General features: G+C 62.6%; 29 protein-coding genes. 20 read left to right on the plus strand and 9 right to left on the minus strand.

What is annotated here, in order from left to right; all coding sequences use genetic code 11:
• Positions 1 to 68: 68 nt before the first annotated feature.
• The 3 genes from ACH79_RS32830 to ACH79_RS32840 all read left to right on the plus strand — a co-directional run bounded on the left by ACH79_RS32830 (position 69) and on the right by ACH79_RS32840 (position 1,564).
• On the plus strand, positions 69 to 443 hold the full coding sequence (locus tag ACH79_RS32830) for a response regulator transcription factor (protein WP_246738226.1): 375 nt from the start codon (positions 69 to 71) through the stop codon (positions 441 to 443).
• 116 nt (positions 444 to 559) lie between these two features.
• Positions 560 to 1,264 carry a helix-turn-helix domain-containing protein gene (locus ACH79_RS32835; RefSeq protein WP_161854651.1) on the plus strand — a complete coding sequence of 235 codons (705 nt, stop codon included), beginning with the start codon at positions 560 to 562 and terminating at the stop codon, positions 1,262 to 1,264.
• Between the two features lie 42 nt (positions 1,265 to 1,306).
• The gene (locus tag ACH79_RS32840; protein WP_161854652.1) at positions 1,307 to 1,564 is read left to right on the plus strand and encodes a hypothetical protein; all 258 of its coding nucleotides are present in this window, start codon (positions 1,307 to 1,309) and stop codon (positions 1,562 to 1,564) included.
• A gap of 264 nt (positions 1,565 to 1,828) precedes the next feature.
• On the opposite strand, the gene ACH79_RS32845 is transcribed toward ACH79_RS32840, so the two are convergent.
• Positions 1,829 to 3,091, minus strand: coding sequence for an aminotransferase class III-fold pyridoxal phosphate-dependent enzyme (locus tag ACH79_RS32845; protein WP_161854653.1), 1,263 nt, complete (start codon positions 3,089 to 3,091; stop codon positions 1,829 to 1,831).
• Between the two features lie 243 nt (positions 3,092 to 3,334).
• On the opposite strand from ACH79_RS32845, the gene ACH79_RS32850 reads away from it, so the two are divergent.
• On the plus strand, positions 3,335 to 3,970 hold the full coding sequence (locus ACH79_RS32850) for a DsbA family protein (protein WP_246738227.1): 636 nt from the start codon (positions 3,335 to 3,337) through the stop codon (positions 3,968 to 3,970).
• 83 nt (positions 3,971 to 4,053) lie between these two features.
• Complete coding sequence (locus ACH79_RS32855) at positions 4,054 to 5,022, plus strand: tripartite tricarboxylate transporter substrate binding protein (RefSeq protein ID WP_161854655.1); 969 nt, start codon at positions 4,054 to 4,056, stop codon at positions 5,020 to 5,022.
• A 5-nt stretch (positions 5,023 to 5,027) separates the two neighbouring features.
• Here the strand turns inward: ACH79_RS32855 and ACH79_RS32860 are convergent, their stop codons facing one another.
• Complete coding sequence (locus tag ACH79_RS32860) at positions 5,028 to 5,318, minus strand: PilZ domain-containing protein (RefSeq protein ID WP_161854656.1); 291 nt, start codon at positions 5,316 to 5,318, stop codon at positions 5,028 to 5,030.
• A gap of 268 nt (positions 5,319 to 5,586) precedes the next feature.
• Between ACH79_RS32860 and ACH79_RS32865 the strand changes: the two genes are divergently transcribed.
• Both ACH79_RS32865 and ACH79_RS32870 read left to right on the plus strand, forming a co-directional pair.
• The gene (locus tag ACH79_RS32865) at positions 5,587 to 6,789 is read left to right on the plus strand and encodes an acyl-CoA dehydrogenase family protein (protein ID WP_161854657.1); all 1,203 of its coding nucleotides are present in this window, start codon (positions 5,587 to 5,589) and stop codon (positions 6,787 to 6,789) included.
• Positions 6,790 to 6,800: 11 nt separating this feature from the next.
• Entirely contained in the window at positions 6,801 to 7,202 is a 402-nt protein-coding gene (locus ACH79_RS32870) for a VOC family protein (protein ID WP_161854658.1), read from the plus strand.
• A gap of 326 nt (positions 7,203 to 7,528) precedes the next feature.
• Here ACH79_RS32870 and ACH79_RS32875 read toward each other — a convergent pair whose 3' ends face one another.
• Positions 7,529 to 8,317: a Spy/CpxP family protein refolding chaperone gene (locus ACH79_RS32875; protein WP_161854659.1), complete on the minus strand. Its 789-nt coding sequence runs from the start codon at positions 8,315 to 8,317 to the stop codon at positions 7,529 to 7,531.
• A gap of 428 nt (positions 8,318 to 8,745) precedes the next feature.
• On the opposite strand from ACH79_RS32875, the gene ACH79_RS32880 reads away from it, so the two are divergent.
• The 7 genes from ACH79_RS32880 to ACH79_RS32910 all read left to right on the plus strand — a co-directional run bounded on the left by ACH79_RS32880 (position 8,746) and on the right by ACH79_RS32910 (position 16,177).
• Complete coding sequence (locus ACH79_RS32880) at positions 8,746 to 10,086, plus strand: ABC transporter substrate-binding protein (RefSeq protein ID WP_161854660.1); 1,341 nt, start codon at positions 8,746 to 8,748, stop codon at positions 10,084 to 10,086.
• Positions 10,087 to 10,186: 100 nt separating this feature from the next.
• Entirely contained in the window at positions 10,187 to 11,122 is a 936-nt protein-coding gene (locus ACH79_RS32885) for a carbohydrate ABC transporter permease (protein ID WP_161854661.1), read from the plus strand.
• Positions 11,122 to 12,033 carry a carbohydrate ABC transporter permease gene (locus ACH79_RS32890; protein ID WP_161854662.1) on the plus strand — a complete coding sequence of 304 codons (912 nt, stop codon included), beginning with the start codon at positions 11,122 to 11,124 and terminating at the stop codon, positions 12,031 to 12,033. Before ACH79_RS32885 ends, ACH79_RS32890 begins: the two co-directional genes overlap by 1 nt.
• A 4-nt stretch (positions 12,034 to 12,037) precedes the next feature.
• Positions 12,038 to 13,138, plus strand: coding sequence for an ABC transporter ATP-binding protein (locus ACH79_RS32895; protein WP_161854663.1), 1,101 nt, complete (start codon positions 12,038 to 12,040; stop codon positions 13,136 to 13,138).
• Between the two features lie 30 nt (positions 13,139 to 13,168).
• Complete coding sequence (locus ACH79_RS32900; protein WP_161854664.1) at positions 13,169 to 14,158, plus strand: hydroxyacid dehydrogenase; 990 nt, start codon at positions 13,169 to 13,171, stop codon at positions 14,156 to 14,158.
• Between the two features lie 63 nt (positions 14,159 to 14,221).
• Entirely contained in the window at positions 14,222 to 15,646 is a 1,425-nt protein-coding gene (locus ACH79_RS32905) for an amidase (RefSeq protein WP_161854665.1), read from the plus strand.
• A gap of 120 nt (positions 15,647 to 15,766) precedes the next feature.
• Positions 15,767 to 16,177, plus strand: coding sequence for a hypothetical protein (locus ACH79_RS32910; protein WP_371419309.1), 411 nt, complete (start codon positions 15,767 to 15,769; stop codon positions 16,175 to 16,177).
• Between the two features lie 22 nt (positions 16,178 to 16,199).
• On the opposite strand, the gene ACH79_RS32915 is transcribed toward ACH79_RS32910, so the two are convergent.
• Positions 16,200 to 16,745 (minus strand): DUF1993 family protein, encoded by a 546-nt coding sequence (locus tag ACH79_RS32915; RefSeq protein ID WP_161856680.1) that lies wholly within the window; start codon positions 16,743 to 16,745, stop codon positions 16,200 to 16,202.
• Between the two features lie 63 nt (positions 16,746 to 16,808).
• On the opposite strand from ACH79_RS32915, the gene ACH79_RS32920 reads away from it, so the two are divergent.
• From ACH79_RS32920 to ACH79_RS32930, 3 genes are all read left to right on the plus strand, one after another.
• Complete coding sequence (locus tag ACH79_RS32920) at positions 16,809 to 17,585, plus strand: transporter substrate-binding domain-containing protein (RefSeq protein ID WP_161854667.1); 777 nt, start codon at positions 16,809 to 16,811, stop codon at positions 17,583 to 17,585.
• A 188-nt stretch (positions 17,586 to 17,773) separates the two neighbouring features.
• Positions 17,774 to 18,613, plus strand: a complete 840-nt coding sequence (locus ACH79_RS32925) for a DUF2147 domain-containing protein (RefSeq protein WP_161854668.1) — start codon at positions 17,774 to 17,776, stop codon at positions 18,611 to 18,613.
• Positions 18,614 to 18,755: 142 nt separating this feature from the next.
• Positions 18,756 to 19,109, plus strand: a complete 354-nt coding sequence (locus ACH79_RS32930) for a hypothetical protein (protein WP_161854669.1) — start codon at positions 18,756 to 18,758, stop codon at positions 19,107 to 19,109.
• Positions 19,110 to 19,121: 12 nt separating this feature from the next.
• Here ACH79_RS32930 and ACH79_RS32935 read toward each other — a convergent pair whose 3' ends face one another.
• Together ACH79_RS32935 and ACH79_RS32940 are read right to left on the minus strand one after the other, a co-directional pair.
• Complete coding sequence (locus ACH79_RS32935) at positions 19,122 to 19,526, minus strand: cupin domain-containing protein (RefSeq protein WP_161854670.1); 405 nt, start codon at positions 19,524 to 19,526, stop codon at positions 19,122 to 19,124.
• Positions 19,527 to 19,549: 23 nt separating this feature from the next.
• On the minus strand, positions 19,550 to 20,248 hold the full coding sequence (locus ACH79_RS32940) for a ribonuclease activity regulator RraA (protein WP_161854671.1): 699 nt from the start codon (positions 20,246 to 20,248) through the stop codon (positions 19,550 to 19,552).
• A gap of 225 nt (positions 20,249 to 20,473) precedes the next feature.
• On the opposite strand from ACH79_RS32940, the gene pxpB reads away from it, so the two are divergent.
• Genes pxpB through ACH79_RS32955 form a run of 3 tightly spaced genes read left to right on the plus strand, consistent with a single transcriptional unit; the run spans position 20,474 to position 23,065 of the window.
• Positions 20,474 to 21,205 carry a 5-oxoprolinase subunit PxpB gene (pxpB, locus tag ACH79_RS32945; protein WP_161854672.1) on the plus strand — a complete coding sequence of 244 codons (732 nt, stop codon included), beginning with the start codon at positions 20,474 to 20,476 and terminating at the stop codon, positions 21,203 to 21,205.
• Positions 21,202 to 22,257 (plus strand): biotin-dependent carboxyltransferase family protein, encoded by a 1,056-nt coding sequence (locus tag ACH79_RS32950; RefSeq protein ID WP_161854673.1) that lies wholly within the window; start codon positions 21,202 to 21,204, stop codon positions 22,255 to 22,257. Before pxpB ends, ACH79_RS32950 begins: the two co-directional genes overlap by 4 nt.
• Before the next feature lie 34 nt (positions 22,258 to 22,291).
• Positions 22,292 to 23,065 (plus strand): LamB/YcsF family protein, encoded by a 774-nt coding sequence (locus ACH79_RS32955; protein WP_161854674.1) that lies wholly within the window; start codon positions 22,292 to 22,294, stop codon positions 23,063 to 23,065.
• Positions 23,066 to 23,124: 59 nt separating this feature from the next.
• Here the strand turns inward: ACH79_RS32955 and ACH79_RS43335 are convergent, their stop codons facing one another.
• From ACH79_RS43335 to ACH79_RS32965, 3 genes are all read right to left on the minus strand, one after another.
• On the minus strand, positions 23,125 to 23,277 hold the full coding sequence (locus ACH79_RS43335; protein ID WP_176721835.1) for a hypothetical protein: 153 nt from the start codon (positions 23,275 to 23,277) through the stop codon (positions 23,125 to 23,127).
• 217 nt (positions 23,278 to 23,494) lie between these two features.
• The gene (locus tag ACH79_RS32960) at positions 23,495 to 24,661 is read right to left on the minus strand and encodes a CmpA/NrtA family ABC transporter substrate-binding protein (protein ID WP_161854675.1); all 1,167 of its coding nucleotides are present in this window, start codon (positions 24,659 to 24,661) and stop codon (positions 23,495 to 23,497) included.
• A complete protein-coding gene (locus tag ACH79_RS32965) occupies positions 24,658 to 25,248 on the minus strand; it encodes an ANTAR domain-containing response regulator (RefSeq protein ID WP_161854676.1) in 591 nt (196 codons plus the stop codon). The genes ACH79_RS32960 and ACH79_RS32965 overlap by 4 nt, the downstream gene beginning before the upstream one ends.
• Positions 25,249 to 25,361 lie beyond the last annotated feature (113 nt).

Genomic DNA, 25,361 nt, shown 5'->3' on the forward strand with positions numbered 1-25,361 from the left:
TCGGCATGATCGACACCCGAAGCAGCACCACAGGTGAAGCCAGCGTCGGCCTTTCGCCCAGGAAGGCAATGATTTACGTTGTCGATGACGACTACGACGTCCGGACATCGCTGCGATTTCTGCTGGAGACCGAGGGTTTCGAAGTCCGCACTTTCCGTAGCGGAACCGCGCTGCTCGGATCCTCCACCCGCAATCGAGCGGATTGTCTAGTCGTTGACTACAAGATGGCGGAACTCGACGGACTCGAACTGGCCTATCGGCTGCGAAGGCTCGACGTCTCCACCCCGATCATTCTGATCACGGGCTATCCTGACCACGGCATCTCGGCCAAAGCGCATTTGGTCGGCGTGCGCCACGTGCTCTTGAAGCCCAACCTGGACGGCAATCTGGTCGATTGCGTTCGAAACGCCATCAATGCGCCGAACGTGGCGAGCCGGCCCTGAGGCCGAGCGCCCTCCGTAAAACCCCGTAGGGGATCTCCCTTAGGATATCGCCCCAAATATCGGACAGCTAAAATCCCAATTACACCAAGGCCATCCCGCATCGAGGAGATGGCAAAATGCTCACCCAGACGATCACCACCCCGGCAGTCCCGGCAGCCAAGGTTTTCCCCGCCCCGCGCGCCCAGAATGTTCCGGCCGTCGACCAGTTCAGCGTGATCGCGACCTGCGCGGGTGTAATTGCCAGCGAGTTCTCCTACCGCAAGGACGAGGAAATCTACGGCGAGGGCGAGCCTTGCGAATATGTCTATCAGGTGGTCCGCGGCGCGGTGCGCACCTACAAGCTGCTCAACGACGGACGGCGGCAAATCGGCGCGTTCCATCTGCCGGGCGACGTGTTCGGCCTCGATGCCGGTTCGATCCATCGCCTGACGGCCGAAGCGATTGGCGAGACCACGGTTCGCCTCGTGAAGCGGCGCAGCCTGGAAGCTGTCGCCGGGTTGAATGTCCAGGTAGCCCATAACCTCTGGATGATGACCGCAAGCGACCTCCGGCATGCCGAAGACCATATGCTGCTGCTGGGCCGGAAGACCGCGATGGAAAAAGTTGCCACCTTCCTGCTGGAGATGGACCGCCGGCTCGCCAAGGCCGGCATGGTGGCGCTGCCGATGTGCCGCCGCGACATCGGCGACTATCTCGGCTTGACGCTGGAGACCGTTTCGCGGGCGCTTTCACAGCTCAGCGACCAGGGCATTCTCGTGTTTTCCAGCGCCCGTCAAATCGTGCTGCGCAATCGCCAGCGACTGGCGGATCTGGACGCCTGAGAGTAAGCTGGGGCCACGATGCCGGAAGGATGGGAGTGCAGGATGAACAATTATCGCGTCTCCTTCTACAAGTACCTCTGTAATTCCGACGGGCACAGCTTCAAATGCCTGCAGCGCCAGATCGATGTCCAATCGGACGAACCTTCCCAGGCGATAGTGCTCGCAGCGCGGTTGGTCGATAACGAACGGATCAACGCCGATTGCGTCGAGGTCATGCACCTGAGCGGCCATCACGAGTTCGAACATCCCGCGGTCTATTCGCCCGCGCGCAGCAAGCAGGTATGGAACCGCGTCGCGTGACGAATTGATCGCGACGTTGATTGAAGCTCGAGCAGTTGCGAGCCTGCGCGGTCGGCTGCTCGTTGCGCGATGTGATCTCGTGCTGGCGGCTATTTGATCCACGTCAATGCGAAACCGGCGAAACGCAGGGATAGTCGATCTGCATGCCGGACGAGGATGTCCCGCATCACTCGGCGATCTCGCCGTTTTCTCCTAAGACTGCCCCGCCATCGTCGGTCATAGCGACCGCGTTGCGGGGCATTTTATTGATGTCCGTAAATTCGTTTACCGATTGGGTCCCGCTTCCAACTCGCGGACGGCCTTGAAGCCATGCGAAGCCGCCTGCAACGCCTCATCGATATCGGCTGCACGATGCGCCGAGGACAGGAACATATTGTGCTGGGGATGAAAGAATGCGCCGTGACGTAGCGCGGCCGAGCAGAACGCCCTGCCCTTGCGTACCTCCGGATCACCCTCGAACAGCATCAGCGGCATCTGCGGCGGCCCGCTCTGGCGGATCGCGATGCCATGTTCGTTCGCCAGCGCCGCCAGTCCCTCGCGCAATCTCAGGCCGATCGCGCGGATATGTCCTGGCACGTCGGTCTCGCGCGCGATCCGCAACGTCGCCCGCGCCGCCGCCATGGCTACCGTGCCGCACCAGAACGAGCCGGTGACGAATATCTTGGTAGCGGCCTCGCGGAAGCGATCGTTGCCGGTAACGGCGGCCAGCGCGTAACCGTTGGCAATCGCCTTGCTCCAGGCGCACAGGTCCGGACGCACGCCGAGCGCTTCCCAACTCCCCCTGATATCCAGGCGCAGTCCCGCCCGCACTTCATCGACGATCAGAGCGGCGTCAGTCGCATCGCAAGCCGCGCGCGCAGCTACGGCAAATTCTTTCGTCGGCAATTCGAGATCGCGGCCCATGTCGTGGCGGAAAGCCGTCACCAGGATCGCAGCGAGATCCTTGCCCGCGTCCTCGACCGCTGCCCGCAGGCTCTGCACGTCGTTGTATTCGAAGTGCAGGAGATGCGCGCGGTCCTCGGCCGTCACGCCGGCCACGCTCGGCGAGCACCATGGCAGCGCGCCGTGATAGCTACCCTGCGCGACCAGCACCTTGCGGCGTCCGGCGCCTGCACGGGCGATCGTGACGCAGCTCGTCGTCGCATCGCCGCCGTTCTTCTGAAACATCGCCCAATCGGCATGGGGCAGCATCGCCACAAGATCCTCGGCAAGCTCCACCATGACCTCGCCCGGACCGTTAAGGCAGTCCCCCTTGGCAGCCTGCGCCTCAGCCGCCGCCTGAACCTCGGGATGCCGGTGGCCGAGCAGGATCGGTCCCCAACTGCACATGAAGTCGATGTATTCGCGGCCATCGACGTCGCGCACGCGGCACCCCTCCGCGGAGGCGAAGAATTGCGGATAGCCTTCCGGGAGCCGCGCGGCATTCAGATGGCCCCACATGCCGCCCGGCACGACCAGTTTGGCCCTCGCGCGCAACACGGCATCCGCTGTCTGCGTTTCGCTCAACCGCGCTATGTGCTGGGTCATGACGTTCTCGTGATGCATTTCACCAAGTGGAATCCAGCCTCGGTCGCGCGGATGAAGCGGCACGGGCGTCACACGACCATCAAACCATCGCGCATGACAGGCGACAAGGTCCCACGTCCGGCGTGGTCCGCAAATGCGCGGTTCCCAATGCGATCAAACCGATCGGGTGGCTTTTGGCTCGCTAAAGCAATAAAAGACGAGCTCCGTTCTATCATCCCTTACCACATTCGTTTCGGAGCAACGTTGAACGTCCATCGTCCCATTGTTTTCGTCGCGCTCCTTGCATTCGCGTCCTTTGCCCTCGCAAACTCTGCGATGGCGCAAAGCGCGATCGCGGCTAACGTCGCCAAACCGATGTCTCTCCCCGACATCGCCATCGGGTCTGAAAAGGCGCCGGTCACCATCACCGAATATTCGTCGATGAGTTGCCCGCATTGCGCGGCGTTCGGACAAAATGTTTTTCCGATGCTGCGTTCGAGATATATCGACACCGGCAAGGTGCGTTTCGTGTTCCGCGAGTTTCCGCTCGACATCAAGGCCGCCGCAGCCTCGATACTGGCGCGCTGTATCGGCAAGGGCGATGCCGAAAAGTACCTCGCAGCCGTCGAGCTGTTGTTCAAGTTGCAGGACCGCCTGATGACGCAGACCAAGGACACGCTGCTCTATGTCGGCAAGCAGCACGGTATGAGCGAGCAGGAGGTCAAGACCTGCGAGGAAGACCAGGCGCAGTTCGACAAGCTGAGTGCCGATCAGCAATACGCCCATCGGGAATTGAAGGTTACCTCAACGCCGACGTTCTTCCTCAACGGTGTAAAGCTGCAGGGGTCGATGTCGTTCGAGGAGCTGGAGGAACGGATTACGCCGTTGCTCAAGAAATAGCACCGCGCGCCTCGCCGGAAGCCCCTTGTCCGGCGCCGCCGCCTCGCCGATGATGCCCCCAACAAACATACGGGGGTAACGCCATGACCGCGGCTGTACGGGTATTGTTGGCAGCCGCGTGGCTGCTGTCCGGTGTCGTGTCGTCATCGGCGCAAAACTATCCGAGCAGGCCGGTGCGCGTCGTGGTCGGCTTTCCCGCCGGCGGACCGACCGACGTCATCGCCCGCCTCGTCGCGCAGAAGCTTAGCGACAATCTCGGCCAACAGTTTTTCGTCGAGAATATCGGCGGTGCCGGCGGCAACACCGCCGCCGGCCAGGTCGCCCGCATGGCGCCGGACGGCTACACCATCATGGTGGTCAGCACCGGCTTTGTTGTGAACCCCAGCCTCTACGCCAAGGTGCCGTATGATCCGGTCAAGGATTTTGCGCCGGTGACGCTGGTTGCGGTTTCGCCGAATGTCGTGGTGGTCAACCCGCAGCTCGCTGCCAAGACATTGCCCGAACTGGTGCAGCTCATCAGGGACAATCCCGGTAAATACAGCTTTGCGGGGCCCGGGGTCGGATCGACGCCGCATTTGGGCGGCGAACTGTTCCGCCTCGCCTTCAAGCTCGACCTGGTCCACGTCCCCTTCACGGGCGCCGCCCCTGCGATTCAGGCGACGGTCGGGGGACACACGCCGATCGCTTTCACGGCGCTGCCGCCTGCCCTGTCCGCGGTGCAGAGCGGACAGCTGCGCGCGCTCGGCGTGGCCTCGACCGAGCGTGCCGCGGGTCTGCCGGACGTGCCGACCTTTGCCGAACAGGGCGTGAGCGATCAGGAGGCTGACACGCTGACAGGCATTGTCGCGCCGGCCGGAACGCCGAAGGCAATCATCGATCTGCTTCATCGCGAGATCGCCGGGATCGTCGCGCAGCCGGACGTCAAGGAACGCCTCACGACGCTCGGCTTCAAGGCGGTTGCGAATACGCCGGATCAGTTCGGCGCACGGATCAGGCTGGAGATGGAAAAGTGGGGCAAGGTGGTGCGCGATGCAAAGTTGCGGATCGAATAGTGCGTTCAGCACCCACGGTTCGATGACGGCTGTTCCACAGCGGCATCCACGATGTTGACGAAGGTCAGGCCGATACGGTTCTTCTGGATCCAGGCGACCCGGCACTCGTGCACGATCGACGGATCTCTCGCCATCACCAGGCGAAAGTGCTTCGGGACGAAGGCCGGATTGTCGACGTCGATCGCCGCCCCTTCACGTGAAATATTCCGCACCACGCACGGCATGACGGACCCGCCGGATGAAACATAGGCAGGCTCGTCGATCTCCGTTCGCGGATACTTTCGCTTCTCTTCCATCCTGTTCGTCCCGTTCCGGATCGATCCCGGTTAAACCGCAAGGCTAGCGCAAAACCTTAAACAACTCGGCGTGTGCGCCGCAGCGAACAGACCCAACCTGCCGAAACCTCGATCCCAAGCAATCGTCCGCGGAGCCATTGTGCAGAGCGGCACGAAATCCGATCGGTTATCTGCACATGTGCTCCGCGTCGCCATGGGCTTGCCGATTGCGGCGATGGCACGTTAGCTTTTCACCAACGACTGGCACGCGGACGCGACGGACCCACACATGATCTTGAATACAGCGATCGCAAGCTCTGCTGATCTCGCGGGCGACCAGGCGGTGATCGCCCGGGCCGAAGCCATATGTGAGGATGTCGCGAAAGCGTCCGACGATATCGAAGCCGCGCGGCGGCTGCCGCCGGCTCTGCTCGACAAGCTGCACAAGGCGCAATTGTTCCGGCTGTTGCTGCCCCGTTCGACCAACGGGATCGAAACCGATCCCGTCACTTTCTTCCACGTCATCGAAACCATTGCCAAAGCTGACGCTTCCACGGCCTGGTGCCTCAGCCAGGCCGGCGGTTGCGCGATGTCTGCGGCGTATCTGGACCTGCCGGTGGCGCAGGCGATCTTCGGCGATCCGCGCGCGGTGCTGGCATGGGGTCCCGGCCCCAAGGTCCGCGCCGTTGAATGCGAAGGCGGCTACAGGGTGACGGGGGTGTGGTCGTTCGCATCAGGCGGCCGCCATGCGACTTGGCTCGGGGCGCACTGCCCGATCTACGCGGCCGACGGCTCGCCCAAATGCGATGCCAACGGAGCCCCGCTCGAGCGCACCATGCTGGTACGCGCCGAAGACGTTGAGTGGACCGACATCTGGAACACGGTAGGGCTGCGCGGCACGGCCAGCGACCAGTTCGCGCTCAGCGACTTCTTCGTGAGCGCAGACCATTCGATTACCCGCGAGTTCGAGCGCGAATGCCGCGAGCGCGGCCCGCTCTACCGCATGAGCAACCACACCTGCTACCAGGTGGGGTTCGCCGGCGTCGCCTGCGGCATCGCCCGCACCGCGCTCGACAATTTCGTCGAGACGATGCGCAACAAGGTGCCGCGCGGCGCGAGGATGTCGCTGCGCGACAATGCGGTGGTTCAGAGCAACCTTGCCCAAGCAGAAGTCAACCTCCGTGCCGCCCGCGGCTACGTCTTGCAGTCGATGGCCGACACCTGGAAGGATCTTAGCGCCGGCGCGACCATCACGGTCGCGCAGCGCATGAACATCCGCATGGCCTCGACCCACGCCATTCACAAGGCGCGCGAGGCGGTCGACTTTGCCTACAACGCCGCAGGCGCCACCGCGATCTTCGAAAACCATCCGCTGGAGCGGCGATTCCGCGATATCCACACCGTGACCCAGCAACTGCAGGGCCAGCTCCGGCATTTTGAAACGGTCGGTGCCTGGATGATGGGCGTCGATACCGATCTCAGCTTTGTTTAGGAGAAACGACCATGGGACTTGGCGCGCTGCAGCACTACACGATCGAGCCCTCTGATCTCGAGCGCGCCAAGGATTTCTATTGCGACGTCCTTGGGCTGGAGAACGGCGACCGCCCCCCGCTCGATTTTCCCGGCTACTGGCTCTACTCGGGCGGCACAGCCACGGTGCATCTGATGGGCACCCGCAAGCCGCGCGAAGGCATCGTGGTGCGCGGTACCGAGAGGAAGTACGAGGATACCGGTCGGCTTGACCACATCGCCTTTGCGGCGACCGACGTCGAGGGGATGCGCAAGCGCCTGCAGGCGAAAGGCGTCAAATTCCGCGAGAGCATCGTGCCGCGTACCGGCGATACCCAGTTCTTCCTCTACGACCCCGATGGCGTCGGCGTCGAACTGAACTTTCCGAAGACCTGAGGCCCTCCAGGCCCATGCCTGACTTCAAAGGACGGCACCAGCATGGACGCCGGTGCCGTACGTGATGTTGAGGGGCAACACTTGCAACCAAAGACTGAAGTTCCCGACAACGCCGCGAGTCAGCCACGACTATGGCGCCAGTCCGTCAGGGTTTCTTCATCATTGCAATGAGATTGGGGGAGCCGCGCCGCTGCGGCAGAATAGCCGGGTGCCGTGCCTTTCAACCTACCCCAGGGCCTGCGTACCCGGCTATTCGTCCGGCGAGCCAGCTATAGCGTTTTCGAGCGACACGGGTTCGCGTTAAGAAAACGCGTCAAAACGAGAATCTAATCGAGCCCGCGTTCGTGGCTCAGATTGACCATTTCCTGAATGAAGACCGCCTTTTGCTTGTCGTCCAGGCTGGCGAATAGCGGCTCGGCCGCATCCGCCACGTTGCGCTGATCTACAGCGCGGTCGTTGAGAAACTGGGCCTCATTGCGCATCTGCTCGATGATGTCGTCAGGCGGATCGCGCTTGGCGCGCGCAACACGCAGGTTGAGCCGGTCAGCACCGTTATGACCGAGATAGTGCATCGCACTGTTGAACCCCGCCCAATGCTTTTCCTGCTCGGGCGTGAGGTTCAGCTCCTTCTTGATCCGTTCGATATTGGCATCGCTGTTGGCGACGATCTGTTCGGCCGTCAGTTGCGGCGCGCCGGTCTGGGTGAGGACGGGTCGCTGCTGCTGCGGTTGCTGCTGTTGTTGCTGCTTGGCGGTCTTGGTAGCCTTGCTTCCCTTCGCCGGCTTCGACGTGTCACCCTGCTTGGAAGGCTCGCCTTGTTTGGAAGCCTCACCCTGCTTGGCAGTATCCTTTGCCGCCGGCGCCTGTCCGCCCTTGTTGCCCCCGGTCAGCACACCGGTGACTCCGGTCACGACGCCCACGACGCCGCCAATGGCGCCGCCAAGCACGCCGCCGACCGGGCCCGCCGCCTTGTTACCCTCGCGGGCGCCCTTCTCGACACCCTGAACCAGCTGCGCATCCGCAAGCCGCGGCGCGCTGAGAAGCATGATGGCGGCCAACCCCATGGCCACGCACACTTTCCACCGCGTGCGCAGTTTGGACGTTGGGCTAGTCATGATTGGTCTCCGTGGTCGTTAACTAGGACTGATGTCCTCGAATCTGAATCTTATCGTTTTAGCGACGAGCAAGTCTAGCCGCGGTGCTGACCGTTATCGCTGGCGTCGAAATATCAAACCCGTAGACCGGGAACCCCGCGGCGCGACCGCAATCTCCAAACTCTCTCGCGTTCATCATGCCGTGTGCAACGCAATATGCCGCGCAGAGAGGCATTGCAGTATTCCGACCGCTGGAAAATTTGCACGCAACGTTAGTTCTAGAATGTCGCACATGTCATTTCTCGACAGACGTGTTCAATTCTGTTCTGATTGCGCAACCAAATCTCCGCGGGGCAGCCATCCCAAATCGGCGCGATCGCGTGAATGCCAATAAGAATAAGAAGAGGAACAACGAGACGACAACAAGAAGCAAGCAAAGAGGAAACGCCATGTCACGCAAGAAGCTTTCTCGCCGACAATTCGTTGCTGCTACTGCGCTGTCATCTGCGGCGCTCATCACCGCGCCCTATGTGCGTGGCGCCTACGCTGCAGGTAAGCTTTCGATCGGCTTCTGGGACCACTGGGTTCCCGGCGCCAACAAGGCTTCCACCGATCTCGTCAATGCCTGGGCCGAGAAGGAAAAGGTCGAGGTTCAGATCGACTACATCCCGAGCCAGGGCAACAAGAACCTGCTGACCATCGCAGCCGAAGCGCAGGCGAAATCCGGTCACGACATTCTGGCCATGCCGACCTGGTGGCCGCATGCGCAGGCCGAGCTGCTTGAACCCATGAACGACGTCATGGAAGGCCTCATCAAGCAGAACGGTGAACCCAACGGCACGGTGAAATATCTCGGTCAGTCCAAGGGCAAATGGCTTGCGGTGCCGGCGAGCGTCGGCAGCCAGATCAAGGGTCCCTGCTCCCGCATCGACCTGATGAAGCAGCATGCCGGCATCGACGTACAGGCGCTGTATCCCGCCGGTGCCCCACCGAAGGCCGATAGCTGGAATCTGGAGACCTTCCTGAAGGCCGCAGAGGCCTGCCAGAAGGCCGGCGTTCCCTTCGGTATCGGGCTTGGCGAGACTAGCGACAATGTCGATACGGCAGGCGCGATCTTCCAGTCGTTCGGTGCAGCCCTTGTCGATGAGAAGGGCAACCTCACTGTCAAAACTGACGCGGTGCGCCAGGCACTGGAATACTACAAGAAGCTGATCTCCTTCCTGCCGCCGGATGCCGGCGCCTGGGACGACTCCTCCAACAACAAATGGCTGGTCTCCGGCAGGGGCGCCATGATCATGAACCCACCGAGCGCCTGGGCAGTCGCCAAGCGCGACGCACCGCAGGTGGCCGAGCAGTGCTGGACTCATGGCTTCCCGGCCGGACCGAAGGGCCGCTACGCGCCCTACCTCGCCTACTTCTGGGGCACCTGGTCGTTCTCCAAGAACAAGGAAGCGGCCAAGAGCGTGCTCAGGGCGCTTTCACAACCTGATGCGATCGAGAAGATGTGCGTGGCGAGCGGTGGCTATGACCTGCCCTGCTACGAAAAGCTCACTACCCTGAAGGTCTGGCAAGAGGAAGGGCCGCCGAAGGGCACGCTCTACCACTATCCGAACCCGCACAACCACCAGACGCTTTCGATCGCCGCGGCGCCCGCTCCGCCGAAGATCGCACAGCAGATCTATACGCAGGCAACGTTGACCAAGATGTGCCTGCGTTATCACAAGGGCGAAGCGATGGAAAAGGTGCTCGCCTGGGCTGAAGGCGAGTGCGAAGGCTTCATGCGGAGCTGACGGAGGGGACGTCATGGCGGCCCGCTTGATCGCAGGCCGCCATTCCCTATCCGCTGTCAATCATAGGCGCGGCGAAACCTTACAGGGATAAAAACACACCATGGCTGACGTCGCATTGCAGCCGAACCGGGCCGCCGCGCAAGCTGCGCGCAAACGCTCGAGCCTGCACAGTATGATGAAGCGCAAATCGACTGTGGCGTTCCTGATGACGCTGCCGCTGATCCTCCTGATCGCGACCCTTGTGATCTATCCGGCATTCTACGCGCTGCACCTCGCGACGTTGAACAAGTCGATGCAGCGCTTCGTCGGGCTCAGCAATTTCGAATTCCTGTTCAAGCGCGAGACGTTCTGGCTCGTCGTCAAGCAATCCTGCATCTTCGCGATCACGGCCGTCATCTTCAAGGCGCTGCTGGGCTTTATCATTGCGCATTTCGTTCACAACATACCGGCCAAGGGCCAGCGCAAATGGCGCGGCATGCTGCTGGTACCGTGGGTAATCCCCCCGGCGATGAGCACACTGGCGTGGCTGTGGCTGTTTGACCCCTCCTACAGTGCGTTCAACTACACGCTCTCGTTCTTCGGCATCGGGCCGATCCCATGGACCGGCGATGCCATGTGGGCGCGCTTCTCGGTCATTCTCGTCAACATCTGGGTCGGCGCACCGTTCTTCATGATCATGTATCTGGCGGCGCTGAAATCCGTTCCGGAACAACTCTACGAGGCCGCGGCCATCGACGGCGCCAATTGGTGGCAGCGCATCTGGTACGTCACGCTGCCGATGATGCGAAACATTATCGCGATTACGACGCTGTTCTCGCTAATCGTGACCTTCGCCAACTTTGACATCGTGCGCATCCTGACCGCGGGCGGCCCGCTCGATCACACCCATATCTTCGCGACGTGGGCGTTCCGCATCGGGATCGAGGGCAGCGATATACCGCTGGGCGCCAGCGTATCCCTCTTCATGGTGCCGATTCTGGCGGTCGCGGCGATCTTCATCCTGCGCGACGTCAACAAACGCGGGAATGAAGCCTGATGACAACGGTGACCATCGACAAGGCCGCGCCGACCCGCAAGGTCAAATACGGCAGCATGAGCCGCGACCGCGCCTGGGCACTGCGCTGGTCGTATTTCTTCCTGGTGATCTTCGCGATCTTCTTCCTGACGCCGCCGATCTACATGTTCATCACCTCGCTGAAGAGCAGCGCGGAGATTTCGGCGGCAACCAATCCGTGGTGGGTGTTCCACCCAACGCTCGACAACTATGTCGGTCTGCTGACCTCGAACCAGTTTCTGCGCTTCTTCTGGAATTCGGCGATCGTCTCGATCTTCGTCGTCACCATCACCATGCTGATAGCAGTACCCGCTGCCTTTGCGCTGTCGAGGATGCGGTTCTGGGGTTCGGCGACGCTCGCGACCGGCGTGTTCCTGACCTATCTCATTCCCGAGACGCTGCTGTTCATTCCGCTGTTCAAGATGTTCGCGGTGATCGGCGACTGGACCGGCATCCAGCTCATCAACAGATGGTACGTGCTGCTGATCCTCTATCCGACACTTACGGTGCCCTTCTGCACCTGGATCATGATCGGCTACTTCGCCTCAATTCCGAAGGAGCTCGATGAAGCCGCCATTATCGACGGCGCATCCTGGTTCCAGACGCTGACGCGGATATTCATCCCGGTGGCGTTGCCGGGCCTGATCGCAGCGACGATCTTCGCCTTCACAGTCTCCTGGGCGCAATTCCTCTATCCGCTGGTCTTCACTACGTCGACTGACCAGCTCGTGATGCCCGTTGGCATCATCACGACGCTGATCAAGGGCGACGTGTTCAATTGGGGACAGATCATGACCGGCGCCCTGCTCGGCGCCGCGCCCCCGCTCATCATCTACGCATTCCTGATGGACTATTACATTGCCGGCCTGACCGCCGGTGCGACGAAGGGTTGATCTCATGGCTGACGTGACGTTGCGCAAGGTGGTGAAGCGTTATGACGAAGTCGAGGCGGTGCGCGGCATCGACCTCGATATCGCCGACCATGAGTTCGTCGTGCTGGTTGGGCCATCGGGCTGCGGGAAATCAACCACCTTGCGGATGATCGCCGGCCTGGAAGATATCTCCGACGGCGACATCATGATCGGCGGCGACGTCGTCAACGATGTGCCGCCGAAGGACCGCGATATCGCGATGGTGTTTCAGAATTACGCGCTTTACCCGCACATGACGGTCGCGGAGAACATGTCGTTCGGACTTCGGCTGAAACGCTATCCGAAGGCCGAGATCAAGAGTCGCGTCGACGAGGCCGCGCGCATGCTCGACATCGTCGAGCTCGTCGACCGCAAGCCGAAGCAATTGTCGGGCGGCCAGCGCCAGCGCGTCGCGATGGGCCGCGCCATCGTGCGCAACCCGAAAGTTTTTCTGTTCGACGAGCCGCTGTCCAACCTCGACGCCAAGCTGCGCGTGCAGATGCGGATCGAGATCAAGAAGGTGCATCAGAAGGTCCGCACCACGACGGTCTACGTGACCCACGACCAGGTCGAAGCGATGACGCTGGCGGACCGCGTGGTGGTGATGAACCACGGCCGGATCGAGCAGATCGGCACGCCGAACGAACTCTATCACAAGCCGGCGACGAAATTCGTTGCCAGCTTCATCGGCTCGCCGGCAATGAATTTCGTCCCGTGCCGGCTGGAGGATCTCGCCGGCAAGTTGCACGTCCGGTTGACTGACCGCATCGCCTTCCCGCTGCCGCCGGCCCGTGCTGCCCGTTATCAAGGCATTCCGCGCACCGACAAATTGCTGCTGGGGCTGCGCCCCGAGCACATCACCGAGGCGAAGCCGCATCCTGAGCCCGGTGTGGAGGCCTTTGACGCGGTGCTCGACGTCACCGAGCCGATGGGAATGGAGACGCTGATCTATTTTACCCTGGAAGGTTCGCAGGTCTGCGGCCGGGTCAATCCCAATGCCGGCGCGCAGGATGGCGCTCCGCTCCGATTGGCTGTGGACCTCAATAATATGCACCTGCTAAACGAGGTGACCGGCGTCGTCCTTTGACGGCGCATTAGCGAGACCCAAGGGCAGGAAATGGCTACCAACAAGAAGAAAATCTTCATCACGGAATCGATGTCGCAGCAGGGAAGAGCGCTACTTCATGCGCGCGACGACATCGAGATCGTCGAATTTCCCAACATGATTGCGCAGAAGGATTTCGAGGCCAAGCTGAAGGAGCATGCGCCGGTGCACGGTGTCGCCCTCGGCGGCACCCGCTTCGGCGAGCCCGAACTCGAAGCCTCGAAAGACATGCTGGTGGTTACCCGGATCGGCGTCGGCTTTGACGCTGTTGACGTCCCCGCGCTCAGCCGCCGCAAGGTCCCGCTGATGGTGGCCGGCACCGCCAATTCGCCGTCCGTTGCCGAGCATGCGGTATTCATGATGCTGACGCTCGCCAAGCGCGCGACAGAAATGCATTCGCTCGTCAGGGACGACAAATGGGCTGATAGGCTCGGAATGCTGCCCTTTGACCTCTTCGGCAAGACGGTGCTGATCGTCGGCTTCGGGCGCATCGGCACCCGCACCGCCAAGCGGTGCCTCGCGATGGAAATGAACGTGTTGGTTTACGACCCCTACAAGTCCGCCGCCGACATCAAGGCCGCCGGCTGCGAACCGGTCGCCGACCTCGACGCCGCGCTGCCGCGCGCTGACTTCCTCACCATCCATTGTCCGAAAAACCCGGAGACGGTCGGCATGTTCAATGCCGACAGGCTGAAGCGGCTGAAGCCATCAGCCTATCTGATCAACACGGCGCGCGGCGGAATCGTCGACGAGGCCGCGCTGCACGCAGCCCTGGTGTCCGGCAAGCTTGCCGGCGCGGGCCTCGACGTTTTCGAGCAGGAGCCCCCGCCGGCCGGTCAGGCATTGCTCGCCCTGCCGAACGTCATCATGGCGCCGCATGTCGCAGGTGTCACGGTGGAAGCCGTGGACCGGATGAGCGAGCAAACCGCCCGCAACATCCTGAGCGTATTGGACGGCGATCCGGTGCGTCAGAACGTGATCAATCAGGACGTGCTCGGCTGAACCATCGGAGTGAATGGTCCGGCGCGGCCGTTCCATCGGCCCGCCGGCAAGCGAGGTATCTGCATGGCCTTCAAGGAATACGGCAATTTTGATGCGGTCGGCCTCGCCGAACTGGTTCGGAAGAAACAGGTCTCGGCCAAGGAATTGCTCGATGAGGCCATCGCTCGTACCGCGAAGGTTGATCCGCAGATCAACGCTGTTGTCGTCAAGCATTACGACTATGCCGAGCGCCAGGTCGCGCGCGGCCTGCCCGATGGCCCCTTTACGGGCGTACCGTTTCTGCTGAAAGACCTCGACCTCCTGGAGGGCACGCGCACGACCTCCGGCGCCACGGTCCTGAAGGATTTTATGGCCGACCACAGCGGCACGCTCGTGCAGCGCTTCCTCGACACCGGCGTGTCGATCTTCGGCAAGAGCTCGAGCCCCGAATTCGGCCTGATGCCGACGACGGAGTCGCGCCTGCACGGGCCGACCCGGAACCCCTGGAATCTCGAGCATTCTTCCGGCGGGTCATCGGGCGGCGCGGCGGCGGCTGTTGCCGCCCGCATCCTCCCCTTCGCGCATGCCAGCGACGGCGGCGGCTCGATCCGGATCCCCGCCTCCGCGTCCGGCGTGTTCGGCCTGAAGCCGACCCGGGCGCGCAATCCACTCGGTCCCGATCGCGGCGAAGGCTGGGGTGGCTTCGCCTGCGGCCATGTCGTCAGCATCAGCGTGCGCGACAGCGCTGTGATGATGGATGCGATCCACGGCCCGGAGCCGTCGAGCCCCTACATCGCGCCGCCGCCGGAGCGGCCGTTCTCGCAGGAAGTCGGCCGCGACCCCGGCCGGCTGCGCATCGCCTTCACCGATAAGTCGCCGTATGGCGACGCCATCGACCCTGAAATTGCGGCAGCGGTGCGCGAGATCGCAAGCCTGCTGGCGGGGCTCGGCCATCACGTCGAGGAACGCGCGCCGAAGCTTCCCGCCGATCCGGCCGCGACCATAACCACGATCGTCGGCGCCAACACCGCGCTGACGGTGCGGGTGCTCGAGCAGAGGTTCGGTCGAGAGATGACGGACAGGGATCTCGAGATCTTGACGCTCGCGCACTCGCACAACGCAAAGAAGAACACGGCGACCGACTATGTCGCCGCCCAGCTTGCCGCCTTCCAGATATCCCGTTCGCTGGCGACCTTCTTCGAGAGCTGCGACGTCTTCCTGTCTCCGACCTTGTGCGCGCCGCCGCTGCGCATCGGTGAACTCAACACCATGTCGAACGACCTGTCGCACATCGTCCCAATCCTGCGCCGTTATATGCCGGGGACCTCGATATTCAACATGTCAGGACAGCCGGCGATGTCGGTGCCGCTCGCATGGAACAGGGCCGGGTTGCCGCTCGGCATGATGTTCTCGGCCAGATTTGGCGACGAGGCGACCCTGTTCAGGCTGGCCGGCCAGCTCGAACAGGAGCGTCCCTGGAAGACTATGTTACCACCGGTATGCGCCTAATCGCGCCCAAAAAAAGCCACGGATTGACAAAGCCCGGCTTTATTCGGAAGCAAGGCAAGGGCCCGGGGCGGCAACGGTCACTGATTCCGTAACCGGGTTCGATCCGGAGGCTGAATCGTGATGCAAAACGACCCCACCGACAATGCCCTGGCGACCATCGCCAGCATTCTTGACCCGCCGGAAGCCCGTCGCGACCCCGAAAAAGCTGCGGTCGCCGAGCAACGCCCGGCGTCCCCTCCACCGCTCCCCACCACGCCTCCGCCGATCGAGGCTCACGGTTACTCGAAATATGGTCCCGGGCCGATGGCGGCGATCCGTTTCAAATGGACGGTCCGCCTCGAGAATAGCGACTACTATGTCGACGAGACCATCGGAGAGAATTCCGCTCCGATCGTGAGCGGCCCGATGTCGAGGGAAGCCGCGATCCAGATGGTCGACGATCGCGAAAGCGACGCCAGCCGCCGCTTCGAGCTGTTCAAGAGCGAGATGACCGGGCGCGCGACCGCCAACAAGGAAAGCAGCGAAGCGTAGCGGTCCGCTCTCCCTTTGACGGCTATCTCGGCGGCCCCAAGAAGTCCTTCTTGGCGAGATCGACGCCGGCATGGCGCAGGATGTCGTACGCTGTCGTGACATGAAAGAAAAATTGCGGAACGCTGAACGTCAGCAGCAACGACTTTCCGGTAAATTTTCGCTGGGTCCCGTTCTTGAACGTGAAAGCGACTTCCTTGTCGGCTGCGTTCTCGATTCCCTCGCGCGGCAAACCTTGCACGAAATCAACCGTTGCCGATATCCGCGACTTGAGTTCGGCAATGTCAGGCTCCGCGTCTGAAAATGTGTGAGGCGCGCGGCCGGCCAGCAGCGCGCAGGCGACGATCGCATGCCGCTTGGCCTCTCCTGCCTGCTGTTTCAAATTGTACATCGTGGGTGAGAGTCGCATGTTCAGAAGAACGGCGGGCTCGATATTTCGCCCTTCGGCATGGGCCGCGGCCTTGTCGAGGAGACTGGACAGATTTTCGAGATACGGCACGAACACGCCGACGGAAGCCTCGTGGAGCGAGATGGTCACGATTTCATTTTCTCCGGGTGGCACCGCTGGCATATCTGGTCTAAATCGGCGCCATCGCTCCAGAGTGTCATCTAACTTGTCGGCGGAGAAGACCCGATGTTTCGCGTGTTCGTTAGTCTTGCAATAGCTGTCCTGTGGACCGTTGTCGCCCATGCTCAGCAGCCGGCGAATTCCCGCCTCGACGACATCATCAAGCGCGGCACGCTGCGGGTCGGCATGACCGGCGACTATCAACCGTTCACCTATTTCGACAAGGCGACGTCGCAATTCCGCGGCTTCGACGTCGACATGGCGGAAGCGCTTGGCAAGGCGCTCGGCGTCAAGGTCGAGTTCGTTCAGACGACGTGGCCGCAGCTGATGAAGGATTTCGAAGCCGACAATTTCGATATCGCGATGGGCGGCGTCTCGATCACGCTTGACCGGCAGAAAAAGGGAATGTTCTCGACGCCGATCATGCGCGAGGGCAAGACGGCGATCGCCCGCTGCGCCGACCAGGGCAAGTATGAGACGATCGCCGATATCGACAAGGCCGGCACCCGCGTCATCGTCAACCCCGGCGGCACCAATGAGCGCTTCGCCAAGGCCAACAGGAATGCCGAAATCAAGGTGTGGAACGACAATGTCACGATCTTCGACGAGGTCGCCAAGGGCAATGCCGACCTAATGATGACGGACGCTTCCAAGACCCGCTACCAGCAGAAGAAGCACCCCGGCGTGCTCTGCGCGGTGCATCCGGAAAAGCCGTTCGATTTTTCCGAGAAAGCCTATTGGCTGCAGCGCGACATGCCGCTGAAGGCTTTTGTCGACCAGTGGCTGCATATCGCCATCCAGGATGGCAGCTTCAGGAAAATCTACGCCGTCTGGTTCGATTGACCTCTGATACGCCTGTTTCGCAGGAAATTGACCGTCTATCGGGCGCTATCTATTCTGCCCGGATTGAATTTGAACCGAAGCCGCTAGTACACGACATATAGTTTGAAAGTGATCTGGATCACGCTGGGTGAAGCTGCCACTGCGTAATAGCTTTGGCAGCTCGGGTCCCCCGCTCAGGAGGTCGTCATATGAAGAAGTGTCTCGCTATCGCCGCGCTTTTGCTGGCGAGCACCGTCACCGCCGCGCAGGCGCAGTACTCGTTTGAGTATAACGGCCGCACCATTACCATCGATCCCGATCGCGGCACCGTTTCCATTCCCGGCGTCTACGATAATACCGGCAAGAAGACCAAGCGCCCGCGTGGCGAGGAAGGCGACCTTGATCGTCCGACCAGGAAGGTCCCGCAGCAGGCGAAGACCGCTCCGCAGGCCGCACCGGAGACAGCCTCGCCTCCGGCTGCGACGGCACCGGCGGAGCAAGCGGCTGCCCCTGCGTTGGCGCCCGCGCCGGTTGCCCCTGCTCCAACCGCTGCACCGCCCGCACCGTCGAACAATACGGCGGCCGTTGCGCCAACGGACGCCCCTGCGCCTCCAGCGGCAGCGCCCGCTCCTCCGGTACAACAGAATGCCGCTCCGGCAGTCCCGCCCGCACCCGCTCCCGTTGCCGCGCCAGCACCACCGCCGCCGCAACAGAAGCAGGCCGCGGCCCCGCCAGCTTCGGCGCCCGCTACGAATTCACCGCTCGGCGTGTGGTTGACGGAGGAGAAGGAAGGCAAGATCAGAATCGAACAATGCGGCCAGAATCTCTGCGGCTATTCCGTCGACAAGAAGTCGAACCAGAATGGCGAGCAGATCCTGATCAACATGAAGCCCGGCAAGGACAAGTGGAGCGGCCGGATTTTCGACCCGAGCACCGGCAGCACCTATGACTCCACGATCGCGCTGAAGGGCACCGACAGCCTGCGCGTCCAGGGCTGCGCGTTCGGCGGCATGTTCTGCGGCGGGCAGACCTGGACCCGCGTCAACTGATCGCAAGCCGCGGCCTCCCATACGACCAAAAGCCCCGCTGCAATGCGGGGCTTTTTCATTTCGGCACAGCGCGTGATGGCAATCACAGTCGCCAAAGAACCGCTATGAGACGCTGATCGTGTCCAAATTAAAGGGGCACGTCATGGTTAGGTCTCGGAAATCCGTAGTCGCCGTTGCATTGATTGCCGCACTGGGCATAGTGACGCCATCGGCAGCCGCAACCTTCGACGGCGACTGGAATGTGCAGATCACCTCATCGAACGCCGCCTGCAGCAGCGGCGCATCGGTCTCGATCGGAATCAGCAACGGCCAGGTTGCCTCCAACAGCACCGCTGTCACAGCGTCCGGCCGTGTGGCGGAAGCCGGCGCCATCCGCGTCACGCTTGCGAGCGGCATGAAGCGCGCGGTTGGCTCCGGCATGCTCACGGGCACGTCGGGATCGGGCACGTGGCGCGCGGCCATGTGCTCCGGCACCTGGACCGCGCAGCGGATGTGAGGCGACAGGTCCTCAGCCGACTTTCCCGGAATACTCCTCGTCGGTGACATGCTCCATCCAGGTGGAATAGACGCCGTCGAGCGCCTCCTGCATCGCGATGTGAGTCATGCTGTTTTGCGGTGAAGCGCCGTGCCAGTGCTTCTCGTTCGGCGGTATCCAGACGACATCACCGGGACGGATCTCCCTGATCGGACCACCCTTGGCCTGTACCCGGCCCACGCCGGAGAGGACGTAGAGCGTCTGGCCAAGCGGGTGGGTGTGCCAGGCGGTGCGCGCACCAGGCTCGAAGGAAACTCGCGAGCAGTTCAGACGCGCCGGCGCGGGAGCCATGTTGATCGGATCCTGCAGCACCGTGCCGGTGAAATTCTCAGACGGCGCCCGACGGGTCGGCCGGCTGCCCGCGAGATGAATATCCATGAAGTTATCTCCCTTCTTCGAACTTATTTCTTCGTCGCCGCGTAGCGCGCCTTGGTCTCGGCGTTCATCGGATAGAGGCCGGGCAACGCCGCACCGTTGTTCACCTCGTTGACGATCCAGGCTTCCATCCGCTCCTGCTCCGGCCCTTCAGCCAGTACATGGTCGAGAAGCGCCTGCGGGATCAGCACCGCGCCATCCTGGTCGGCGACGACGATGTCGTTGGGAAATACCGCAACCCCGCCGCAGCCGATCGGCTCGCCCCAGCCGACGAATGTCAGCCCCGCGACCGACGGTGGCGCCGCGAAGCCATCGCACCAGACGGGCAGATTGGTACCGAGCACGCCTTCGACGTCGCGCACCACGCCATCGGTGATCAGTGCCGCAACGCCGCGCTTGACCATGCGCGCGCAGAGAATGTCGCCGAAGATGCCGGCATCGGCGACGCCCATAGCGTCGACCACGGCGATGCAGCCCTTCGGCATCGCTTCAATCGCGGTGCGGGTCGAAATCGGCGACGACCAGGATTCCGGCGTGGCCAAATCCTCGCGCGCGGGAACGAAGCGCAGCGTGAAGGCCGGCCCGACCAGCCGCGGCTGTCCCGGCCGTAGCGGCTTGGTGCCGCGCATCCAGACGTTTCGCAGGCCCTTCTTCAGCAGCACAGTGGTGATGGTGGCGGTGGACACGCCGGACAGGGTTGCGAGGGCTTCGGGGGACAGGGACATCTGGAATGCAGGCTCCGGAGGATGGATGAAAGGTAGCGCATCTTGCGAAGCGCTGATGTCACGTCAAGGGCTCGCGGAAAGAAGCGCGATCATAACATCTTATCGTCGGCATGCAGATTAATTTATTGAACTTACTGGCTGATTTCGTGCGAAGCGAATTCCACTCGCGCCCAAAACACGCTACAGGTTGAGTGAGCACGAGAGCTGCGAGACAGTTTAGAGGCCATGGCCGCGACGCTTCCCCCGCCCCGCCTTTTGCCGAGTGGCGACAGCGCCATCACGGTGGAATTCAGCCGCAACATCGATGATGCCGCCAACCGGCGGGTGTTGGCGCTCGACCGTGCCATGGCCGCCGAGCCGATCGCGGGCGTCACCGAGACGGTGCCGACCTATCGCTCGCTGCTGGTGCATTACGATCCCGAGCAGATCGATTTCGACCAGCTTGGCGAAAAGATCCTCGGCTTTGCGCAGCGGCCGGTGCCGGCCTCGACAAAGACCCGGCGCTGGCGCATTCCGGTCGTCTACGGCGGCGAGCACGGCATCGACCTCGAGGATGTCGCCAAGACCCTCAACACCACGCCCGACGAGATCGTGGCGCGGCACGTCGCTGGCGACTACCGGGTCGCCATGATCGGCTTTACGCCCGGCTGGTCCTATCTCAGCGGGCTTGCAGATAGCCTGCACATGCCGCGGCGGCAGAATCCGCGCCTGCTGACGCCGGCCGGCACCATCTCGATCGGCGGGGTACAGACCGGCGTGCAGTGCCTCGCCGGCCCGAGCGGCTGGCACCTGCTGGGGCGGACGGCGGTCCGCACCTACCAGCTTCATCGCGATCCGATTTTCCTGCTTGAGCCCGGCGACAACGTCACCTTTGCAGCGGTCGATGCCAAGACGTTCGCCGAGCAGGATCGCGCGGCCGAAGCCGGCGAATTCATTGCCGAGCAGATCGCCTCATGAGCAAGCTCGTCATTGCCGCGATCGGCCCGGCCAGTTCGGTACAGGACGGCGGACGCCCCGGCGCCCAACGCTATGGCCTGGTGCCGAGCGGCGCGATGGATCGGCTGGCGCTGGCAGCCGCGAATACGCTGGTCGGCAATGAGCCGTTCACGGCGGCCATCGAAGTCGGTCCGTTCGATGCAAAATTTACCGCGCGCGGCGGCGCCGTGCGCGTTACCTTGGCTGGAGCCCCGCGCAATGCCGATATCGCCGGTCGCGCGATGGCGCCGGATACCTCCGCGACGCTTGCCGATGGCGAGACACTGACGCTCGGCTTCGCCCGCGGCGGCTCGTTCAGCTATCTCGCGATCGAAGGCGGCATTGCCGGCGAGCCGATGTTCGGCAGCCTCGCGGTCAACGCCCGCGCCGGCCTCGGCAGCCCCTATCCGCGTCCGCTGCAGGCTGGCGACGAATTGCAGACGAAACCGGCAAGCGGCGCGCCGGAACGGCGGATTGAATTGCCCGCGGCAACCGACGCGCCGATCCGCATGGTCTGGGGACCGCAGGACGACGAATTCGCCGACGAGACCAAAAAACTGTTTCTCGACAGCGAATGGAAGATATCGGCGACCAGCGACCGCATGGGCTACCGGCTCGAAGGGCCCGAGCTCAAGCATCTCCACGGCCACAACATCGTTTCCGATGGCACCGTCAACGGCAGCCTGCAGGTGCCCGGCAATGGCCAGCCGATCGTGCTGATGCGCGACCGCGGCACCAGCGGCGGCTATCCGAAGATCGCAACCGTGATTTCGGCCGACTTCGGGCGATTGGCGCAGATCCCCGCCGGGCGCGCCTTTCGTTTCAGGGCCGTCAGCATGGCGGAGGCGCAGGCCGAGGCGCGCAAATTTGCGGAGTTGCTGCGCACCCTGCCCGAACGGCTGCGAGCGATCGAAAGCGTTGATCTCAACATCGACGCGCTGCACGATGCCAATGTCGCGGGCCACGCCGTCAATGCGGTCGATGCCGGAACCTGGCACGCGGTATCGATGGCCGAGATAGCGGGGCCGGACTGACCACCAATCCACTCACGAGAAGCGGACGGACATCATGACAACCATCGACCTCAATTGCGATCTCGGCGAAGGTTTTGGCGCGTGGGAAATGGGCAATGATGCCGCGATGATCGAACTGGCGACGTCGGTGAATGTCGCCTGCGGCTTTCATGCCGGCGATGCCGACATCATGCGTCGCACCGTTGAGCTAGCGAAAGCACGTGGCGTCAGCGTCGGCGCGCACCCTGGATATCGCGACCTGCACGGCTTCGGCCGGCGGCCGATCCCGGGCCTGAAGTCTTCGGAGATCGAGAACCTCATCGCCTACCAGATCGGCGCGTTGCAGGCGATTGCGACCGCGGCCGGCTACAAGGTCACCCATGTCAAGGCGCATGGCGCGCTCTCCAACGTTGCCTGCGAGGACGACATGACCGCAAAAGCCATCGCCAACGGCATCAAGGCCGTCGATCCCAACTTGATCTTTGTCGTGCTCGCCAATTCCAAGCTGGTGCAGGCCGGCGAAGCCGCCAATTTGCCGATGGTGCACGAGGTGTTTGCCGACCGCGCCTACGAAGACAATGGCTCGCTGGTGTCGCGCAAGAAGCCGGGCGCCGTGCTGCATGATGCGAAGGAGATCGCCGACCGCGTGGTGCGGATGGTGCAGGACGGCGCGGTGGTCTCAGTCACCGGCAAGGTGATCAAGATGCGCACCGACACCGTGTGCATTCACGGCGATACGCCAGGCGCCGTCGATATCGCGCGTGGGGTACGTCAGGCGCTGAAGGATGCGGGGATAGCGGTCGCGCCGTTCAAGACGGCGCAGCCATAGCGTTTTCGAGCGAAGTGGAAGCCGGTTCGCGTGAAGAAAACGCGTCAGAAAACAACGCCTCAGAACGGATGAACCGACAGCGTGCCGAACACGATGGCGGCAATGAGCGCGAACGCGCTGTAGAGCGCGGCGGTATGAAAGCCGGTGCCGGAACGGCGGGACACCGAGCGTGCGTAAAGGTGCAGGCGGGCTTCCGCCGATAGTTCGCGCATGGTCGATCTCCAACGCAGCATGGAGTGCATATGGAATATCGATCGCGCTCCGATGCAAGATGTCCGCCGAAATAGCGATATCGACGCTTCGGCGCCCACCATTTCGAGGGGAAAATTCCTCTCTGCCTGATCAGAGCGAGAATATTATTCGGGCCGATTTGAGCCGGTAGGAACCCCGAATAGTAAATTTCGTGGCGGAACCCGTCAGCCGACCGGCTTAGGGCCTCCAATGCCCAATCTTGAAAGCTGCCAGATGCCCGGCGATGTCGCCCGGATCGAAAGCGGGACCGGCAAACGCACCGATGGCCTCGGAGGCGCCAGAGGCCCTGCCTTGATGCCCCAAGGCGGCGTCATAGAGCTCCGGCCTGAAGACCTCCATGGCGGTCCGCAGCGCCTCGGGGCGCATCGCTGTCTGCCCCCAGCGCACCATCTGGGCGTAGAGCCAGGCGGCCTGCGCCGGATCGGGCCGGCCTGCCCCCTCGCGCCCGACCAGCAGATAGCGACTGCTCTCGCGCCGCTGGCCGTCGGGTGAGATCTTCAGCCGCCCGTCGAGGGTGCGCTGGATCACCTCGGCGCCAACGCCGAGCCGGTCCGGCCGCGCCAGCACATGGGCAGCCTCGGCGCGGTTTCCGGGATCCTCGATGTATTCGGCAGCGTGGGCAGCCGCCCGGATCAGGGCGGCCAGCACCTCGGGATTCTTTTCCGCCCACTTTTCCCTGACCGCGAGAACCTTTTCGGCCGCGCGCACCAGGATGTCAGAGACGAAATGCAGGATGTGGCCGACGCCAAGATCGACCGCGACCGAGTTCCAGGGCGCGCCGACGCAAAACGCATCGACGTGGCCGTTGGCGAGGCTGTCCACCATGTAGGGCGGCGGCAGCACCACCAGCCGAATGTCCTCGTCGGGATCGACCCCGCCCGCCGCCATCCAGAACCGAAGCTGGTAATTATGGGTGGAGAACGGGAACGTCATGCCGAACGTCAGCGGTTCCGCGCCGCTCTTGCGCCTACTGGTCACGACACGGGCGAGCGCCAGCGCGGTGGCCATGGGATCGAGGGCGTCGCCATCGAGTTCGCCCATGATCGCAGCATGCAGCGCCGGCGACACCGTGATCGCATTGCCATTGAGGCCCAGATTGAACGGCGCCACGATCGGCACCTTGACGTGGCCAAGCCCGAGGCTCGAGGCGATCGCAACCGGCGCCAGCAGATGCGCTGCGTCGAACATGCCGATATTGAGCTTGTCGCGGACATTGGACCACGACACTTCCCGCACCAGGGTAACGTCGAGCCCTTCGGCGGCGGTAAAACCCTTGTCGACGGCGATGATCAGCGCGGCCGCATCGACCAGCGGAATGAAGCCGATATGCAGCGGTGTTTTCATTTCAGGAGCTCCGACGCGGTCAGGATCGACTGCGCGATCTCGCCGATCTTCTTTTTCTCGCGCATCGCAGTGGAGCGCATCAGCACATAGGCCTCGTCTTCGGTCAGGCCCTTCACCTTCATCAGAATTCCCTTGGCGCGGTCGATCACCTTGCGCTCCTCGAGCGCGGATTTGGTGCGGTCGAGTTCGTCCTGCAGCTTGGAGAAGGCGTTGAAGCGGGAGATACAGAGGTCGAGGATCGGCTTGATCCGCTCCTTCTTCAGTCCGTCCACGATGTAGGCGGAAACGCCGGCCTCGACGGAAGCCTGGATCGAGGCCGCATCGCTCTGGTCGACGAACATGGCGATCGGGCGCCGTACCGCGCGGCTGACCTGGAACATCTGTTCCAGCACGTCGCGGCTGGGATTTTCCAGATCAATCAGGATGACGTCGGGGTCGAGCGCATAGATTCGGGCCAAAAGGCTCTGCATTTCGCTGATATGCACGACGCCGGTAAAGCCAGCCTCCCGCAACCCCTCTTCCAGGATTGCGGCCCGGATCGGGCTTTCGTCGACAATCACGATTTTCGGCGACGACTCAGCGCTCATCGATCAACTCATAACCCGGCGGGGCATCCATAGCACGGAAGACCGCCGCGCAAAGCCTTGTAATTGTGGGAAATTGGGACTAGTTCGTGCTCATCAATCAGGCAGATCTAGAT

Source organism: Bradyrhizobium sp. CCBAU 051011 (assembly GCF_009930815.1).
In the GTDB taxonomy this organism is placed as follows: domain Bacteria; phylum Pseudomonadota; class Alphaproteobacteria; order Rhizobiales; family Xanthobacteraceae; genus Bradyrhizobium.